Annotated in this window: 13 protein-coding genes; 1 reads left to right on the forward strand and 12 read right to left on the reverse strand. The window is 38.8% G+C overall.

Features of this window, described 5'->3' with window-relative positions:
* Positions 1–224 precede the first annotated feature (224 nt).
* The 7 genes from AZF04_RS14925 to AZF04_RS14955 all read right to left on the reverse strand — a co-directional run bounded on the left by AZF04_RS14925 (position 225) and on the right by AZF04_RS14955 (position 13,519).
* Positions 225–5,828, reverse strand: a complete 5,604-nt coding sequence (locus AZF04_RS14925; RefSeq protein ID WP_061949419.1) for a metallophosphoesterase — start codon at positions 5,826–5,828, stop codon at positions 225–227.
* Positions 5,829–6,002: 174 nt separating this feature from the next.
* Positions 6,003–7,370: a replicative DNA helicase gene (gene dnaB, locus AZF04_RS14930; RefSeq protein WP_045487283.1), complete on the reverse strand. Its 1,368-nt coding sequence runs from the start codon at positions 7,368–7,370 to the stop codon at positions 6,003–6,005.
* A gap of 41 nt (positions 7,371–7,411) precedes the next feature.
* A complete protein-coding gene (gene rplI, locus AZF04_RS14935; protein WP_061949420.1) occupies positions 7,412–7,855 on the reverse strand; it encodes a 50S ribosomal protein L9 in 444 nt (147 codons plus the stop codon).
* Between the two features lies 1 nt (position 7,856).
* Positions 7,857–9,821: a DHH family phosphoesterase gene (locus AZF04_RS14940; RefSeq protein WP_061949421.1), complete on the reverse strand. Its 1,965-nt coding sequence runs from the start codon at positions 9,819–9,821 to the stop codon at positions 7,857–7,859.
* Positions 9,822–9,835: 14 nt separating this feature from the next.
* On the reverse strand, positions 9,836–10,768 hold the full coding sequence (locus AZF04_RS14945; RefSeq protein WP_061949422.1) for a YybS family protein: 933 nt from the start codon (positions 10,766–10,768) through the stop codon (positions 9,836–9,838).
* Positions 10,769–11,102: 334 nt separating this feature from the next.
* Positions 11,103–12,638 (reverse strand): gluconokinase, encoded by a 1,536-nt coding sequence (gene gntK / locus AZF04_RS14950; protein WP_174522662.1) that lies wholly within the window; start codon positions 12,636–12,638, stop codon positions 11,103–11,105.
* Between the two features lie 68 nt (positions 12,639–12,706).
* Positions 12,707–13,519 (reverse strand): DUF368 domain-containing protein, encoded by an 813-nt coding sequence (locus tag AZF04_RS14955; protein WP_235599997.1) that lies wholly within the window; start codon positions 13,517–13,519, stop codon positions 12,707–12,709.
* Between the two features lie 388 nt (positions 13,520–13,907).
* Here AZF04_RS14955 and ytvI point away from each other — a divergent pair, with 388 nt between their 5' ends.
* Complete coding sequence (gene ytvI / locus AZF04_RS14960; protein WP_082795347.1) at positions 13,908–15,005, forward strand: sporulation integral membrane protein YtvI; 1,098 nt, start codon at positions 13,908–13,910, stop codon at positions 15,003–15,005.
* Positions 15,006–15,052: 47 nt separating this feature from the next.
* On the opposite strand, the gene AZF04_RS14965 is transcribed toward ytvI, so the two are convergent.
* From AZF04_RS14965 to AZF04_RS14985, 5 genes are read right to left on the reverse strand one after another with little or no spacing between them, the layout of a single operon-like run.
* Complete coding sequence (locus AZF04_RS14965) at positions 15,053–15,664, reverse strand: response regulator transcription factor (protein WP_061949425.1); 612 nt, start codon at positions 15,662–15,664, stop codon at positions 15,053–15,055.
* A gap of 3 nt (positions 15,665–15,667) precedes the next feature.
* Positions 15,668–16,753: a sensor histidine kinase gene (locus AZF04_RS14970; protein ID WP_061949426.1), complete on the reverse strand. Its 1,086-nt coding sequence runs from the start codon at positions 16,751–16,753 to the stop codon at positions 15,668–15,670.
* 17 nt (positions 16,754–16,770) lie between these two features.
* Positions 16,771–17,457: an ABC transporter permease gene (locus tag AZF04_RS14975; protein WP_061949427.1), complete on the reverse strand. Its 687-nt coding sequence runs from the start codon at positions 17,455–17,457 to the stop codon at positions 16,771–16,773.
* The gene (locus AZF04_RS14980; RefSeq protein ID WP_061949428.1) at positions 17,454–18,185 is read right to left on the reverse strand and encodes an ABC transporter permease; all 732 of its coding nucleotides are present in this window, start codon (positions 18,183–18,185) and stop codon (positions 17,454–17,456) included. The genes AZF04_RS14975 and AZF04_RS14980 overlap by 4 nt, the downstream gene beginning before the upstream one ends.
* Positions 18,185–19,129, reverse strand: a complete 945-nt coding sequence (locus AZF04_RS14985) for an ABC transporter ATP-binding protein (RefSeq protein WP_061949429.1) — start codon at positions 19,127–19,129, stop codon at positions 18,185–18,187. The genes AZF04_RS14980 and AZF04_RS14985 overlap by 1 nt, the downstream gene beginning before the upstream one ends.
* Between the last annotated feature and the right edge of the window lie 33 nt (positions 19,130–19,162).

Consider the following 19,162-nt stretch of genomic DNA (forward strand, 5'->3'; position numbering starts at 1 on the left):
CGATGTCAAAACCGAGTAATTTTAAAAAACCATTGATAAGTATATCAATTCTCGCTATAGAAAGTCAATAAACCCGAACATTATTGTATATATTTTTTCATTTTGTTCGTATAGCGAACTTTCTCTTATTAACGGCTACTTGGTGATACAGTTTTTGAAATCGACCAGAAAAAGAAGCCTCTGAGACAGAACCACAGAGGCTTTTCAATCATATTCAGTCTTATCTATGCAGCACGTTTTTTCCTAATAAGGAAGATGCCTGCTCCAATCAGGGTCATACATATTCCAAGGACAAGCCACATGTACACATTTGTAGCGGTGCTAGGGAGGGTTCCATTTTTATCTTCAGAAGGAGATTCTCCCTTCTTCTCCCCTACGTTCGGTCCATTTACCTGTTTAGGTGGATTATTATCATTCTCACCTTGACCACCTCCTGGGCGTGGAGGTGTTCCTGTATTTCCATCGTCATCATTTGGATTTTCTGGAGTCGGATTACCTGGTAATTCTGGATCCTCAGGTGTTCCTGGTATCTCTGGACCTCCTGGCACTTCTGGATTTTCAGGTATTTCAGGTGTCTCTGGTCCTCCTGGAATTTCCGGTTCCACTGGTACTTCTGGAATTTCAGGGTCGATTTGTTCTTCTCCTTCATAGATGAAATCCCATATTGGTGAACGTGTTAGACCACCAAAATCATCTGCTACGGTTACATACCAATAATAACGGTTGCCTATCGTCAAATCTTCCCAAATGGTTTCGGCAATTTCACCATTTTTTACGCCAGTAACCACATCGATTTCCGTTTCTGAATAGACATTTACCGTAAAGGAATCGGTTGCCACTCTTTTTTCTTGTGGCTCTAGCCCGAGTGAAATCGTAAACTCATCTTTTCCAGGGTATACAACTGGGTCATAAAAATTATATTGATCTAAATAGGGTGAATAGGTTTTAACATGAATTTGGTTATTCACTGCATCGACATGTAGAAGACGAATAAAGCCCTGTCCTCCTTCAGGTCCACCTTGGTAATCAGCAAGAATTTGATAGACGGTTCGATCCGGCTCTCCATCTCCGTCATCATCAATCTCATCAATAACCATCTCTGAGCTATGATAATGTCCAGAAAGAACCATAACCACATTTGGATTTGGTTTGACCACCTCTTCAAATAATAAATCTCCTATCGGCGAACGAGTTCCTGTTGCGAGTAGGTATTCATGGAAATTTAAAATAGCGATTCGCTCTGGGTGGGCTTGGAGCACATCATTGACCCACTGAATTCCTTCCTCCTCTATACCCCAGCCTAAGTAAACCATGATATAGTCATTTCCACCTTCAGATATTAAATCATAATGTCCACGGTTATTTTGATAAGAGCCACCATAATAAGGTTGATCCTTAAATCGATCTTCGCCAAAATAGCGTCCGTATGCTTCGTAGTCCCAATCCTTGTTTCCGACATCATGATTTCCAGCAAGTACTCCATAAGGAATAGAAGCATCTTCTAACACACTCATATAGCGATCGACATTTTCCCACTGGTACTCTTCATAATGCTTATCAACTAAATCTCCTGTATGGAAGACATATTTTAAATTAAGCTCTTCCTTTGAAGCAGCTAACCAGTCTACCATACTGCTAAATATATGAGGATAGCTTTCTGAATAATATTGTGTATCAGACAACCAAGCAAACGTATAATCATATTGTGTCGTTGCTGCAATTTCATCCTGAACAAGAACATTTACTTCTTGATTCTCCACATACGATTTTGCTAAAACTTCTGCTCTTAGCTCAAAATCTTCTTCCTCTGCTATTTTGACTACCAATGCATCCCATTGATGATTCTCAATATTCCATGCATACATCGTTACTTTACGTCCTGGTAACGAAGCGCCATTCCATACAAGCTCGATTTGCGAATCATAGCTTACACTTTCATCTACCTGAATGGCAAAGCGATGATATGGAAATTGCTCTACTGAGTCTGTCGTGACATAGGACTGATCCATTTCTGAAGCGGCTTTTCTTTCCTCCTCTGTAAATGGAACCTCACCTTCTGGTGCTTTTTCATTTGGAGGCTCAATATCGACTGCATTTTTATAAGCTGACACATGCTCCTCATCAGCTAATGTGTAGCTAAAGCCTTCTTTAAAAGTAACGGTCATATCATCCTCTGTCGGATCACTTACTTGCACTCTCAAATGAGCTCCTTCACTAATTTGCTCTGGATCATTTGGATGTTCCTCTACAACAGAAAATACGACTTCTTTTTCCGCTTCATTTCCCACTAAATCTCTCGCGATTACCTTTAAAGTATGTTCACCCGGAGATAATTTTGCAGATGAAGCAGCATAAGGCGTTTCAATTTGTGTACCATCAAGGAACACGACAACTTGGTCGACTCCGGCAATAGCATCCTCCGCTTCTACATGTATCGTAAAAGCTCCTTTATACTCGCGTCCTTCTTCTATTGAGGTAGAAATAGTAGGTGCTGTGTTATCGGTTAAAATCGTGACCTCTGTCTTTTCATTACTTTGCGTGTTTTCAGCCTCGATTATATGTGGTCCATCCTCTAGAAGCGTAGTATCAAACGTATAACCTTGTGCGCCTAAGAATTCTTCACTAATTGTAAAGGTAAAATCTTCAAATGGTCTGTACGTACCATCATCACCTAAATCAATCAGCTCCTGAGGGTCTGAAAATACTGGATCTCTTAGTACCGTACCATCGGATAAAACGAGTCGAACATTTTTGACATCAAAATCGTTACGATTCTCTGGAGATTCTATATCAATCGGTGATGCTTTACTGCCTGAATAAATCGATATAACATTCTCTCCCATTTTCAATCGGTCGGCAGAGATCGGAATCAATAATGTCGTAAATTGACCATAACCATCATCAAAAATTTCTAAAATATCTCCGTCCATTACGACACCATTTTGGAAAAAGACATTTGTGCCTCTAACCTCAAAAGCAAAGTAAGCATCGTGCTCAATGACTCGGCTTGTTTCTAATAATGGTGTACCATCAACAGATATTGTTAAATCTTCAACTGAATCTTCTCTCTCTGCGGCTTTTAAATGATAAGTGCCGCTTAATACATCTCCCTCGTTTACATTTAAACGAAGCTCATCTGTCCAGTTACTTTCTACCTCGATCGTATACGTCTCACTTGTCGTCGTATTCGTCCCATCAGAAGCTACAAAGTAATACTCTAATGTTTTAGCTCCAATCAAGTTTGGTTTGACGATTTCGTATTCATACAGAGGTGCAATTTCATTCGTTAAATTAACCATCTGAAACTCACTATGGCGATCGGTTTTAAAATGGACCTCTGCTCGTTTAATCTGCTGATTATCGTCCATCTTCGCTATTAATGAAACCTGCTCTAATTCACTAACCTTTTCCACCGCTGTCTCATTTGAAATGGTCGGTTCTACCGTGTCCTCTTCAAGCTGAATCGCTTGGCGTGGCACTTGCCAGCTTTCCACAAAGCCCGGAGTTCCATTAACAATGGTCGAGCTCACTTTATCCATAAAATGAGTGCCATCCGTTGGGAATCGGTACACGACTCCTTTATCTGGGGCTGCATCTCGCTCACCATTGTCATTATAATAAGCAATAGAGATTAAATCTCCCGTTTTCGTCTTTATTCCCACACGACGCTCTGCTCCATTAGCCATCCCGCTATTGTGCATTCTAAATACTTTCTCATTCTCAACTAAATTTGTTCCGTAATTTCGATTAAAATCATCAATCGTTAAGTGTCCATTTGCTCCATTTATAATCCAAAAAACGATTGCCTCTTTTGGAGGAATGACGATGTCCTGATTTGCTGGATACCAATCTAAATAATTTCCAGCCGGATACTCATAATGGATTAAATAATCTTCAAAGGAAACCGGTTGATTGGTGTTATTATACACTTCGATAAACTCATAGGCATCAGAGGATCCGATATTGGCCGAATCAGGAACAAGCTCTGTCACAAGCAACTCTGGTACAGCGGTTGTATCTACTTCGTTCCCTGTTACCTCAAAGGAATACAGCTCTGTATTTGCTAGATTGACACCATCACTTGCTTCGATTTGATAATAGACAGATCCTGCTTCGAATACATACATCGGTAGTTCTACAGCATACTGGTCATCGCCTGTGCCGTTCATTTCCATTCTCGAAAAATCATCTGTATCACTTTGCTTATAAAGCAAATGAACCGATTGCACACGAACATTATCGGTTACCGTTGCCTCAAATTGGATGGAATCACTTTCACCGTCTACTTCTCCTACTATTGGTTCATGAATAATCGTCGGCGCTTCATTGTCCATTCCAACTTCAATCGCTTTCTTTGGAACTTGTCCTTCTTGAATTTGACCAGGAGTAGCCCTTTCATTCAAACCGACCTTTTTCATGCTAGTCGTGTTAGGAACGGCTTTATAGACAATACCTTTGTCAGGTATCGTATCATCAAATCCAGGCTCATCGAAATAAGTAGCTCTAGCTTGCTCTTCTCCACCTCTGTAAGAGATTGATAGCGCTCGTTCAGAGCTATTTGCCATTCCATCTGAATAGACAATGCTTAAATCTTCCAATTCTAGATTACTACCATAATGACGGTTAAAATCCTCAATTGATAGGTGATTATTTACGCCATTATGAATCCAAATCGTATGTGGTGATTGTGCTGGAATCGCTCCCTCAGAAGGAAGGCTCCATTCAACGACACGACCATTAGGATAGTGATAATCTAATTGTAATTGACTAAGCTGTATCGCTTCAGTCGTATTATTATAGATTTCAATAAACTCATAGGCATCAGATGATCCAATATTAGCCGAATCAGGAACCAGTTCAGTAATGAACAATTCATTAAACCTAGACGGATCCTCTTCTGGTGCTTCCACGACTGCTTCATACATTCCTTCAGCAGGGAACGTAGCATCGTTACCATCGATTGTTACCTGTATTCGATAGAAAAAGTCAGGAGACCAAAACAGATTCTGGTCAAGCACGGCTCCCCATGCTTCTCCTTCAATATGTACTAAGGCTATTTCTTGAACTTCCATCCCTTTACCAGTTTGAAAGAATAGTTTACCACTCTCTACTTGATTTCCCTCTGGAATATCAACAGAAATAGTAAGTGCATCCTCCGCATTTATAAGAGTGATGGGATCATGATGAATAGCTCCTTCCTCTGCTACTTCTAATTCCTGTGACTCGTCAGCTATGTCCGCTTCCAATTCTTGATGGTCGTCGCTCTCTTCATTTTCACTTTGCTCTTGCTCATCATTTAAAACAGGAGACGAAGTTGATTCATCATCAGTTTCTATCGTATTTTCTTCTTCTATTTCTACTACTGAATCATTGGAAAACATGAGTAATTGCTCGGTGTCTTTGCTCGTTATGATGGCTCCTTTAACATCAATCGGCTGTTCTTGGTTAATCTCAATCATTTCTAAATTTTGCTTGCCGATGAAGTTCACTAGCTCTTCTTGGTTTTTTTCTTGTTCATTAAGCCAAACTAGAACTTCTTCACCAACCCCGAGAGTACCTTCAGGAAATTCAATTTTGATTCGTTCCTCTGGGCTTTCCTCAAATAAACTTACATCTAGCTGTGATAAATCTGCGTTCTCATCCGTTTCATTACTTAAAATGAAATGCGTAAAGCCTTCTTCGAGATGTGTAGCTCCTTCTAAAATGGTGACTGTACCCGATTTTCCTTCCGCCTGTATGTAGTAATTAGGAAATGGGAAAAACAGTTGAAACATAAGGACAACTAATAATCCAATTGCTATTGTTTTCTTTTGGCCATTTTTTGGCATCTAATCCCCACCTTTGAGATAAAATTTCTTTCAACCTACAGCCTATCATCTCAAGTTACAGAAGCATTTTAACGAAGTGTTAAAAAATTGTGAAAATTCCACTTATAATCTTTACGTTACATAAAAAAAGCCCCCTGTGAATGTCTCCATCCAGAGGGGGGAACCGTCGTTATATTAGGCTCCAGGCGGCATGTCTCGTTCATCGTGTCGCCTGTCTAAGTTAACAAACTTATTATATTCCTTAACAAAAGCTAGCTCGACAGTTCCGACTGGACCATTTCGCTGCTTGGCAATAATAATCTCGATAATATTTTGATTTTCAGATTCTTTATCATAATAATCATCACGGTATAAAAAGGCGACAATATCAGCATCCTGCTCAATACTTCCTGATTCACGAATATCGGACATCATCGGCCGTTTATCTTGTCGGGATTCTACTCCACGAGAAAGCTGTGATAAGGCGATTACAGGTACCTCTAGCTCCCTAGCAATTGCTTTTAGTGTACGCGATATTTCCGATACCTCCTGCTGGCGGTTTTCACCGCTGCGACCATTTCCTTGGATGAGCTGAAGATAATCAATCATAATCATACCTAGTCCTCCACCTTCTTGCTTAAGGCGGCGACATTTCGCACGAATTTCACCAACCTTTATCCCTGGTGTATCGTCAATATAAATACCGGCTTTCGCTAAACTTCCCATCGCCATCGTCAGCTTTTGCCAATCCTCAGAGTTCAATGCACCGGTTCTCATGCGCTGCGCATCAATATTACCCTCCGCACAAAGCATACGCTGAACTAATTGACTTGCTCCCATCTCTAAGCTAAATATCGCAACATTTTCACTCGTTTTAGTAGCAACATTTTGAGCAATATTTAAGGCAAAGGCGGTTTTACCTACAGATGGACGGGCCGCAACAATGATTAAATCATTACGCTGAAAGCCTGCCGTCATTTTATCTAGCTCCATGAAACCAGTTGGAATTCCGGTAATATCACCTTTATGGTTTTGAAGCAATTCAATATTTTCATAGGTTTCTACTAGTACATCTTTAATCGATACAAAAGCGCCCGTATTTTTTCTCTGCGCAACATCTAAAATCGTCTTTTCTGCTTCATCTAAAATGGCATCGACTTCGTCCTCGCTCGTATATCCTTCCGCAGCAATATTAGTCGCAACACGAATCAAACGTCTTAGTACCGATTTTTCCTCTACGATTCGACTATAATATTCCACGTTCGCTGCAGTTGGTACGGCATTGGCCAAATCAGCTAAATAGGAGACACCTCCTATTTCATCTAACCATTTTCGATCCTGGAGCTCTGAAGTCGTTGTAATTAAATCTACTGGCTCTCCTTTTTCAGCTAGCTCAAGCATAATTTGATAGATTCTTTGGTGAGCAGCACGATAAAAGTCTTCAGGTTGCAGACGCTCAGAAGCCGTTACCAAAGCAGCATCCTCTAAAAAGATGGCTCCTAATACGGCTTGCTCTGCTTCTATATTTTGTGGAGGCGTTCGATCTGCAAATAAATCACTCATGCTACTCTTCCTTTCAACTTATGCATCTCACATATTCGTATTTATTGTTCAACAACATGAACCTTAACTGTAGCGACCACCTCTGGGTGGATTTTAATCGGTACATTCGTATATCCTAACGAACGAATCGGATCATCTAATTGAATTTTTCGTTTATCAACCTTTAAGCCCATATCAGCAAGTGTTTCAGCAATTTGTTTAGTAGAAACGGCACCGAATAAGCGACCACCATCACCAGATTTAGCGGTGATTTTCACATCTGCTGACTCTAGCTTTTCTTTATATTGATTGGCTTCTTCTAAAACTTCCTGTTCTTTCTTTTTGACACTTTTCTTTTGAGCCTCTAAGCCCTTCACATTGGAGTTTGTCGCCTCAACTGCTAAATTTTTTGGAAATAGGAAATTTCTAGCATAGCCCTCTGAAACGTTTTTAACTTCCCCTTTTTTGCCTTTTCCTTTTACATCACTTAAAAATATAACCTTCATTTTAAGTTCCTCCCTCTATCACTTCGTCAATGACACTATATAATTTTTCCTTGGCTTCTTCAATTGTAACATTTTCTAATTGTGTGGCTGCATTCGTTAAATGCCCGCCACCCTCTAGCTGCTCCATTATGAGCTGCACATTTACTTTTCCTAAAGAACGAGCACTAATACTCACTCGACCATCATGTCTTCTAGAAATAACAAAGGATGCTTCGACGCCCTTCATCGTTAATAGTGTGTCTGCAGCCTGAGCAATCGTCACCTGTGAAAAGACCTCATCCTCTTCGGCTCTCGCAATCGCATAGCCTTGACGATAATACTCCGTTTGTTCCACTAGCTGCGCTCGCTTTACATAAGAATCTAAATCTTCTTTAAGCAAATTTTGAACTAAGGTCGTATCTGCCCCATTCGTCCTCAAATAAGAGGCTGCATCAAAGGTTCTAGCTCCCGTACGATTCGCAAAGCTTTTCGTATCAACGACAATTCCCGCTAATAAAGCCGTTGCCTCTAAGCGGTCGAGCTTTAATTGCCTCGGCTGATACTCTAGCAATTCAGTCACAAGCTCTGCAGTCGATGAAGCATATGGCTCCATATAGACGAGTACCGGATCATCAATAAACTCCTCGCCTCGACGATGATGATCAAGAACGACAATTCTATCAACCTTGTCTAGTAGCTTTTCTTCAATGACCATACTTGGCTTATGTGTATCCACAATAACGAGCAAGGTTTTTTCAGAAACCACCTCTAATGCTTCTTGAGGAGTAATAAATTGTGACCATAAATGGTCGTGGACTTCGACTTCTTCCATTAAACGACCGACATCATGATTGACATCGCTAGGATCTAATACCACATATCCTTCTCGTTCATTAACATCGGCTATTTTAAGTACGCCAATCGCCGCTCCCACTGCATCCATATCTGGATTTTTATGTCCCATCACCATTACTTGATCACTATCAAGAACAAAGTCTCTTAATGCGTGAGATATGACTCGCGCTCTGACACGAGTTCTTTTTTCAACCGCATTTGATTTTCCACCATAAAAGCGGAACTTACCATTTTTTTGCTTAATCGCCACCTGATCACCACCACGCCCTAGCGCCAAATCTAAGCTTTGCTGAGCTAAATTCCCTAAATCGCGTAGTGAGGTGTCGCCCATTCCAATACCTAAACTAATCGTTAATGGTACACGCTCTTTTCCTGATATTTCTCGGATGTGATCGAGCAAATCAAATTTATTATTTTCTAATGTCTTTAACACTTTATAGTTCATAATGGCGACAAAGCGATCAGACGAGGTTCTTCTTAAGAAAATCTGGTGCTCGTGAGCCCACTGATTAATCGACTGCGTTACTTTACTCATTAACTGACTACGAACCTGTTCCTCTAAGCCTTGTGTGACTTCATCATAGTTATCTAATAGAAGATGAGCGACGACTGTCTGTGTATTAACAAACATCTCTCTTGTCTCTTCAATTTCCGTTACATCAATAAAGTAAAAAAGTCGTTCGTCCTTTTGCCTCATTGCATGGTAAAAGAATTCATTGATTCTAATGATTTCTTCATCAATATCGTCTTCAATCAACTTCGATAGCTTTTCGTGTACCTCGTGAATTTCCTTCCCCATTAAATCGCCCTCAAACATCCGATTAACAAATGGATTCACCCATTGAATTTTTAAATCTTCATTATATAAAAGCATTCCAACGGGCAGGTTCAACACCGCTTCTTCTCCAGCCTTTTGCACTCGATAAGAGAGGGTGGATACATATTCCTCAAGATCTTGGTTGTAGCGTTTTTTCGTATACCAAAAGAAAAAGGCAAGAGCGACCAATAGAAATGCACTGATTAGTCCTATTCTCCAGTTATAAAACATAGATACGGCTACAAGCATAGTCGAAAATACAAACATAGCGACTATAAAATAACCATACCACTGCTTTTTTATAAAATTCGGCATAAAATGGTCAGCTCCTATTTATTCTTCTTCGTAACATATGACCTCAAATCAAACCCAAGGTCGATAATTCCTAAAATCCTCACGATTTCTGATAAAGGGGTTAGAAAGGAGACGATTAAGATTAAAATGGGCAATGCGATTGATTGTTTCTTTATATGAAAATAATAAAAAATAAAGCTAAGGCCTTGGATAATCATAACAAAGCCAAACAATGGATATAAATTCGTTACGAATAAAAAGAGGGTCGAGCCTTCTTCAAATCCGATGAGCAATAAAAGCATCGTAATTAAATAATACCATATGAAAAACCGTGGAAATCTCCAATCTCGAAATGCTGGTAATTTTTCAAAAGGAATTCGTAACCTTTTTAAAATGGCTTGATTAACGATTACAGTTATGACCGCAATCGTACACCCCATAACGACGAGCATTAATGGAGCAAAATAATGAATCGTATCAATCATCTCATAAAAAGGCTGCAAATTGTCCGTGTTTTGTCCGATTGAACTAAGCATCGCTTCAGAAACATTTATTTGCTCTCTGAGCGATTCCTTAATAAAGGACATCGGGTTCTCTCCCATAATAAAGAAGGTGGCCACATAAAGACCTAACATCCCGACAGTGAAGGAAAGACTTGCGCCAATTAGCACTGAAAAGCTTCCTTTTTTACGACGATAAAGCTCTCCCATTACGACACCACTCGTTGCAAAGAAAAGAGCTAATAATAACCCTGATAATCCACCAAATATAAAAGCAAGAATACAAGAAACAAACCAAACGAGCAGATTTGCCTTAAGTGATGTTCGAATTCCGTACACGATAAAAGGTGTGGGTAAAAACCATAAGGTCAGGATAAACGCAAACGGAACGATCGTTGTAACTAAATAAATGACAATAAAAAGGGCCGCTATCATGGCTCCTTCTACCATCAAACGTGTTTGATTCACAAATTCACCTCATTTGTTATCGCAGAGGTTTTCATACATTTAGGCTTACAAGTTAAGCTTCTAAAAACCACTGATTTTCACATTACTGATTATTACCCATCAAATAAATCCTATTATTTAATGGATATTCACGATATTTATCAACTAGTATACCCATAGTCATTGATTTTTGGTCAAAGAACGATTCGTTTGTTTTAAATGAGTATACTAAACTCGTGCTTCTTCATTTTTATCTTTGTCTATTTTAGCTCATTTAAAGAAGAAGGGAAAGTGATCAAGCTATGACTACGGCTTCCAGGTTTTGCTTCCTCCTTTTTGAATGCTTTCCTTTTCTTTATAGACTTTTTTGCCATTGAGCTAACTCTTTATAGGTTGGTTGTAGAGCATTCGTCATTTGTTTGTAAAGCGAATACGTCTTTTGATAGACTTCATGCTTTATTTGATTTGGGTCGTGACGGTGTAGAGTTCCAACTATTTCCTTTACAGCATGTAGACTTTTTAAAGTTCCTTCTCCATATTGTCCTAAAATGACCGCGCCTAAGCACGAGCTTTCATAGCTTTCTGGAACGAGTACCTCTAAGCCAAAGATATCAGCAACTAGCTGTCTCCAAAAAGGGGAACGAGAAAAGCCTCCGGTCGCCTGTAAACAACGTGGTGTATCAATATGCTTCTCTAAGGTTTCGTAGACCATATATAAATTAAAGGTGATTCCTTCCAAGACCGCCCGAATCATATCAGCTTTTGTATGGTGAAGAGATAGCCCTACAAATGAACCTCGCGCATCGGCATCCCATAAAGGAGCTCTCTCACCGGTTAAATAAGGGAAAAACAATAAACCATTAGCACCAGGAGAAGATTGGCTAGCGATTTGAAGTAAATGATCATAAGGGTCTACTCCTAAGGTTACAGCCTCTTCCGCTACATCACGTGCTAGCTGCTCCTTCACCCACCTTAAGACGATTCCTCCATTATTCACCGGTCCACCTATTACCCAATAATCATCTACTAGCGTATAACAAAAGCTTTTTCCCTCATTATGAGTTAGGGGCTTGCGTACAACCGTCCTAAGCGCTCCACTAGTTCCTATTGTTAAAGCGAAAACACCTGGAGTAATCGCATTGACCCCTAAATTAGAAAGAACTCCATCTGTCGCCCCTATATAGAATGGGGTTTCCGCCGGTAGGCTCAATGCCTGCTCATATTGCTTATGAAAGGAGGTCAGTTTGTATGTAGTTGGAACGAGTCTTGATAGTTTGGAGGAGTCTATTTCACATACTGCTAAAGCTTCATCATCCCATTGACGGTTCTCCAAATGAAATAAGCCTGTTGTAGAAGCCATTGAATACTCAATCACATATTGACCAAATAACTTGTAAAAAATATATTCCTTAATCGATATAAATTTATCGGCCGATTGAAACATGTCTGGATATTCGTTCTTTAACCATCTTAATTTAATAAAAGGGGACATCGGATGAATCGGTGTGCCTGTTCTTTGATAGATTTGTAATGCTTCGTTTTCCTCTAAGCTGTCCATGACAGAAGATGCCCGTTGGTCCGCCCAGGTTATTAATCGAGTAAGTGGCTCCCCCTCTTTATCAACAGCCATTAAACTGTGCATCGCAGAGCTAAAGGAGACAAAGGATATCGTAATAAGCTGGTCACTATGTATTTGCTGACATTTTTTCATAACGTACTGAACTGCTCTAAAAATTTCCTTTGGATCTTGCTCAGCCATTCCGACCTTTGTAGAAAATAACGGATACTCAACCGTCGCTTGATTAATAGCGCTTCCATTTCCGTTAAATAAAACAGCCTTTGTACTTGTCGTGCCAATATCAACACCAATCATATAAGAATCTGTCACAATGTATCTCCCCCATTTATAGCAGGAAAAACCCCCAAAGCAACTGTTGAGAGTTTTTCACTGTCTATTTATTACGATTTTTTGAGTCTACCCAAAAATCCAGCAAGAATAAATCCGATCAAAAACATAATCATACATATTAGCCATTGGCCAAGTCCAACAGGAATTCCGGGAAAGATGACAAAAAGAGAACCGGCCACGCAGCCAATCATCACAGCATAGGTGGTTGTTCGATGATGCATAAAGAAATAGCGAACGAGCTTACTCGTAATTAGTAAACCGACTAACACACCAAGTCCCACGACAATTAGAACAGGAAAATGAAAGCTTGAAACAGCATCTAAAATAGTCACATATACACCAAAAATAAGAAAAACTAACGTACCGCTAATTCCAGGTAAAATTAAGGCAGAGCTTGCTAACCATCCTGATACAAAAAGCAATAAATAGGTTTGTGGTGTGATGTTTTCAATCACTTCCATTTGTCCTTCGCCAATAAACGCTGTAGAAGCAACAATTAATCCACCAACTAGTAACAAAAGATAATGCTTCCCTCGAAATCCTGATTTATAATCTACATCTTGTAATAAAGAAGGTATAATCGCTAACACTAACCCCATAATCATATAAAAGGTAGGTAAGGTATAATGAGTGATTAGCAGTTTAATTCCAAGAGCTCCAGCAACGATGGCGGTACCCATTCCTAGACCAACATTGATTAAAAAGAGAACATGCTTTTTCCATTCTTTTGTTGTAATTCCATGGATGCTATTAATTAATCGTTCGTATAATCCGATAAGCAAAGCCATTGTTCCACCGCTAAAGCCAGGAACAATCTCTGTAAAGCCAATGATCATTCCTTTAAAGTAAATTTTCCAATTCAACTATCGTCAAATCCTTCCTCATTGTGAATATGTACAAACCTCTCATTATTTTATCATAGTTATCATTGTATGAATGATTTAAAATCTAACGATTCTCGTCAAAAATAATGAATTTTATCCAAAAGCATAATCATCTATTTAACGTTTTTTCATTAAAAATCCTACCTCTTAGACCGATGAAAAATATAGAGAAGACGCTCTGCTGTATAAATAGAAGAAAAAGGTACGATAATGAGAAAACCACAAGTTTCATAGCTAATCATAGGTCGATGAAAAAAACTCATTATTATGAAAAAATGAAAGCTCCATTCTTTTCTTATCTACTATAAGACGTTATGATAGAAATAGGTTAATCTTTGTTCGAACTGATATGAAGGAGGCTTCACTCTTGAAAAAGGCACTGCCGATTAAAAAAATACTCATCGCTCTAGTGTGGATATTAATTGTCGTTTTATCTATTATTTATTTTTCACACTTAATGCCCATCCTTATCGCCCTGCTATGCGCTTTAATTGTTGAACCACTCGTAAGACTATTGCAAAAATGGTTAAAAACAGAAAAAAGGATACTTCCTGTTACGATTGTTTTTATTTTGTTTGTTTTAGTTTCAACATGGATTATTTATTTTATCATTACAAGGGTTTATAAATCATTCTATGAATTTTCCTTACAAATCCCTCAATATGCCTTAGAAATACAGAGATTCATTGATGGGATTATCATCAATATAAACGAACTTATTGAAGAGTTTCCACAAGCGAATGTGGTCATAAGAGAGTTAGAGAACTCTTCTGCTAATATTTTTGAAACAGCCGTACAATTAACATCGAAATTAGTCACCACTATCGGTGTTGGACTACAATCGATTCCTAATATCTTATTTGTATCATTGATTTTCTTAATTGTCTTTTTCTTAATCAGTCTTGACTTGCCGAGGCTTAAACAAACCTTCTTCCATTTATTCAAGCCGGAAATATCGAAAAAGCTTCAATATATATCACAAAAAATGGGTAAGGTCTTTTTAGGCTATTGGAAAGCTCAATTTATTTTAAGTGTAGGAGTATTTATTATTACATACATTGCTCTACGCTTTATCTCACCGGAGCTCGCGTTATTTATGTCCGCTATCATATGGGTCGTTGATATTATTCCTTTATATGTTGGCCCTGCTCTTATCCTCGTTCCTTGGGGAATTGTTGCCATGATTTTAGGGAATGTATCACAAGGAATTCAATTAATCGTTCTGGCATTCGTGCTGCTCATTATTCGTAGAATCATTGAACCGAAGGTATTAGGCGATTCGATTGGTCTTGCTGCCTTGCCAACGGTCATATCCATGTATTTTGGGTATATCTTTGCTGGAGTCATTGGTTTAATCATCGGGCCGTTCGTCTACATTGCCATTCGCTCAGCAATTGAAGCAGGATTATTCGATTTAGCTAAAGGAGAATTAGAGGAAAAAGAGATGAAGGACTCTCCTCAATAAACAACAAAAAAAACTGTTGCTTCGTTACTATACGAGCAGCAGTTTTTTTACGGTTGGTTTCTTTTCCAATAATAAATGGCTAGCTGAGTTCGATCACGAACCTCAAGTTTATCTAAAATAATCGATAAAACATTTCTAACCGTACCTACACTTAGAAATAATTGCTGGGCAATTTCTTGATTCGATAAGCCTTGAGCGATTAATTCAACCATATCATTTTCTCGCTCTGTTAATTGATTGAGTCTCTCTTTACTTGGCTCCATAATCGTTTTTAATACATCCGCATCTAGAACTGATGCACCCGCTTTCAATGCTCTAATTTGCTCCGCTATTTTTTCTATAGCAGAGGATTTTAATACATAGCCTTCCGCTCCAGCATTTAAAGCTAGCCTTATATTTTTTTCGTCCTTAAAGGTCGTTAGCATCATAACGAGAATCTCCGGCCATCTTCTTTTAATTTCACTCGTACTGTCAATTCCGTTTTTTACCGGCATTTGAATGTCCATTAAAATCATATCTGGAGCTTGCTGCTCACAAAACTGGATGGCTTTTTCGCCATTCTCAGTAATACCAAGCACCTCAAAGTCCTCTTCTTGCTGTAATAACAACTGAAGGCTTTGACAAACAAGAAAATCATCATCGACAATTAATAGCTTCAAGGTCTAAATCCTCCCTTCTATCGGCAATACACAAACGAGTAAGTATCCCTGTGACCGATTAACGGTTAGGCTTCCATTTAATGTGCGTGCTCGTATTTGTAGACTTCTAATCCCACTTCCATTTGAGTTAAATGGTTCATTATTGCCATTATCCTGAATTCTTAATCGCACAAGCTTGTCGGTAACATCTAATTCTACTTTTGTTTTTGTTGCATTACTATGGCGAGCCACATTCGTTAATGCCTCTTTTAAGCATGCTTCTAGCAATATCCACGCATGGATAGGGGTACGCTCCGTATTTCCTCGATAAGAAAAGCTAACGACAAGCGGTTTAGCTTCCTTTACAATCCGCTCCAGCCTTTCAATTCCTAATAAGGTGACAGGGGCCATATTATGAACGGTTTCCCGAAGTCTACTTGTGCTTCGCTCTAGCCTCTCCTTTACCTGCTGTAGCATGAGCTTGGCTTGGTCCTCATTCTTCGCTTTCTCAGCGGCCTGAAGAGCAAGAAAAGCTCCTGTTAAATCATGTCCGAGATGATCATGCAATTCTCTTGAAATTCGATTTCTTTCTTTTATTTCAGCAGCTTGTGCCACTTCATGATAAGCTTCTAATAAATCGGCTTTTACATGCTCTAATTCATATCTTGCCTTTCGTTCGATATCGGCTTCAAGCAAATATTGCTGACGATTTCCTATAAAGTAATATGACAAATAGCCAAAGAGGATGGCTAATAGCAAAAACCAAAAAAGAAGTCCGGTAAATTCAGCCATCAAAACGATGATTAACGCTATAGGGAGGAGCATATAAATGCCTTTTCCTTTTAAAGATGCTTCAAATAGAGGTAGAGAAAGACCAAGAGCATAAGCTGGGTCAATTGTAAGATAGAAGATACAAATAACAATATCGAAACCAAGTGACCAATCTGGTAAAACAAATCGATACCGAAGACTAACCATTAATCCTAAAAGAATGATAAAAACAAAGCCTACTAGTCCTTGATTACTAAGTAGCCAAAGGTGTGTAAGAGCTAATAAATTTAATAACCGCCAAATATTCACAAAGCGATGAGGATTATCTAACTTATTCATCACACACACCTCTATTTCTAATGAATTCTTTTTATACTTCCTACTATTAAAAAGATTAGCGCATATAACCATAGCATACCATTTATAAGGAGAAATTCCATAAGCTCCTCGCCGATTGCAATCCATGTCAAACCCTCTGATAACCAATAGGTTGGAAAAATAATAGCGATGTTTTGTAATAGCTCTGGCATCATATCTAGCGGTACGAGAATCCCTCCAAGTAGCGCTATTAAACTAATTAAGGAAATAAATATAAGAAAAGATGTCTCCTTGCTTCGATAAAACGAAATCCAAAATAATGCGAACGCAAGGGATGTAAGACTAAACGATAGAAAAAGGACCAATAAGAGATGTGGTTTAAAAAGCTCCTGTCCGTATAAAAGTCCACCGTAAACGATAACCACACACTGCACGATCATCAGCACAAAATAAGCTAACAGATTTTGCGATAAATATTGTAAATGTGTGATAGGCGCTACGGCTAGCCTTTTGACGACACCGCGTGAACGATCCTCTAGTATGATACTTGTTAAACGAATGCTCACAAACATCAGGAAGATTCCAAAATATTGATATCCAAAGGGCAACAAGGGCCAATAATCTGCAGCTGGCATGAACAGACATAGGATAGGCAGAAGCAGCAGAAAGATAAGATTTACTTTGTTAGCTAAGCTCCTTTTGAGCGCATATTGAAATAAAATCAATGAAACCTTCTCCTTCCTAAAAAATACATGATGATAAAGGTGGCTACAATCGCTCCAAATAAGATACTGACTGGAAACCATGCGCCCTGAATATCACCATTACGAACCTGTTCAATTGCCGCTACTGATAGAGATAATGGATTAACATAATCGTTAATAAAGGTAAAAATCGGCTGATCTGGCATCGGGAAAAATAGCCCTGCTAAAATAATAAACCCTACCCCATAGACTTCACTCAACCTCTCTGCCACTTTAATGTTGTTGACTGAAAACATGAAAATTAAGCAAACAATACTTGATAGAAGTGCCATCAAAGCTACTACAAAAACCGACCAAAGCCAGCTTCCCCAGTGTACGCCTAAAACTAAATCACTATAGATAATGAGTATCGTACCAAGCAAAATGGAATAAGCCGTTCCACACAGAGACAAAGAAAAAGCATAAAGCGAACGATTAAATGGAATAACCTGCATCCTCGCTTTTCGTTCTGAAAACAAATCATAATGAATATAGGACATAACAATTGCCCCACCAAATAATTGAAAAGCGAGTGTTAAAATCACAGCCTGCTCATCAATAATAAGACCACCATTTTCGGTTGTAGTATTACCAAAAATAAAAGAAAATACGGTTATTAAAAGTAGTGGTACGATTAATAATAAAATTAAAGAAATATAGTCTCGTAGCAATCTCAAAATAGTAAAAGGTACAGTGGATAAGACACGCATTACTGCTCGCCTCCATCTCTAAGCTTTTTACCAGTCAGTGTTAAGAAAACATCCTCTAAATTGGGCTTATCTGCCTGGATAGCTAATATCGCTGAGTGCTCCTTAATGATGGATAAAATACGGTCGAAATGTCCTGAGCCTGCTGTTGCAATAATCGTCATTTCATTTCCATCAGTCGTTACACTCTTCACTCCAGCCAAATCTTGGATGACCAGAATAGGAACCTGCTCTATATTCGTGACTTCAATTTTCATTTTTTCTTCATGCTGAATGTTTTTGATTAAATCCTTTACAGTCCCTTCGGTAATGATTTGACCTTGGTCTACGATTACCACTCTTGAAGCAATTGCCTGAACCTCTTCCATATAATGAGTCGTATACAAAATCGTCGTTCCTCGCCTTTGTAATTCTTTGACCGCCTCTAAAATATGGTTACGTGATTGTGGGTCGATACCAACTGTAGGTTCATCCATAATAAGAAAATCGGGACGATGAGTGAGTGCACAAGCAATATTTAAACGCCTTTGCATTCCTCCAGAGAATTTTGTCGGTAGCTTATTGGCATGCTCAGTTAAACCAACAAAGCTCAAGGCCTCCTCTACTCTTTGTTTCCGCAAAGCTCCTTTTATTCCATAAACACCTGCAAAAAATTTCAAATTTTCCTTTGCTGTTAGTTCTGGTAAAATCGTAATCTCCTGTGTAACGAGGCCGATTCTTTCCTTGTTTTTATTTTGAAACGGATTTTTTTCATCCTCAAAAAGAGCAATCGTCCCGCGATCAATTTTCTCCATTCCTGTTAAGCTTTTTATCAAGGTTGTCTTACCTGCTCCGTTCGGGCCCAGTAAGCCAATAATTTCTCCTTGCTGTATATCTAAATCAATATAATCTAATACGAGCTGATTTCCATACCTTTTAAGAACGCCTTTCATAGAAGCAATGGTCATAAACAAATCACCCTTTGTTTTTCATTTGTTGAT

This window comes from Alkalihalobacillus trypoxylicola (assembly GCF_001590785.1).
GTDB lineage: Bacteria > Bacillota > Bacilli > Bacillales > Bacillaceae_D > Alkalihalobacillus > Alkalihalobacillus trypoxylicola.

Excerpts from the sequence above, each read along its gene's own strand:
- AZF04_RS14925 (WP_061949419.1), bottom strand. The coding sequence starts at position 5,828 with ATGCCAAAAAATGGCCAAAAGAAAACAATAGCAATTGGATTATTAGTT.
- dnaB (WP_045487283.1), bottom strand. The coding sequence starts at position 7,370 with ATGAGTGATTTATTTGCAGATCGAACGCCTCCACAAAATATAGAAGCA.
- rplI (WP_061949420.1), bottom strand. The coding sequence starts at position 7,855 with ATGAAGGTTATATTTTTAAGTGATGTAAAAGGAAAAGGCAAAAAAGGG.
- AZF04_RS14940 (WP_061949421.1), bottom strand. The coding sequence starts at position 9,821 with ATGCCGAATTTTATAAAAAAGCAGTGGTATGGTTATTTTATAGTCGCT.
- AZF04_RS14970 (WP_061949426.1), bottom strand. The coding sequence starts at position 16,753 with ATGAATAAGTTAGATAATCCTCATCGCTTTGTGAATATTTGGCGGTTA.
- AZF04_RS14980 (WP_061949428.1), bottom strand. The coding sequence starts at position 18,185 with ATGCGTGTCTTATCCACTGTACCTTTTACTATTTTGAGATTGCTACGA.
- AZF04_RS14985 (WP_061949429.1), bottom strand. The coding sequence starts at position 19,129 with ATGACCATTGCTTCTATGAAAGGCGTTCTTAAAAGGTATGGAAATCAG.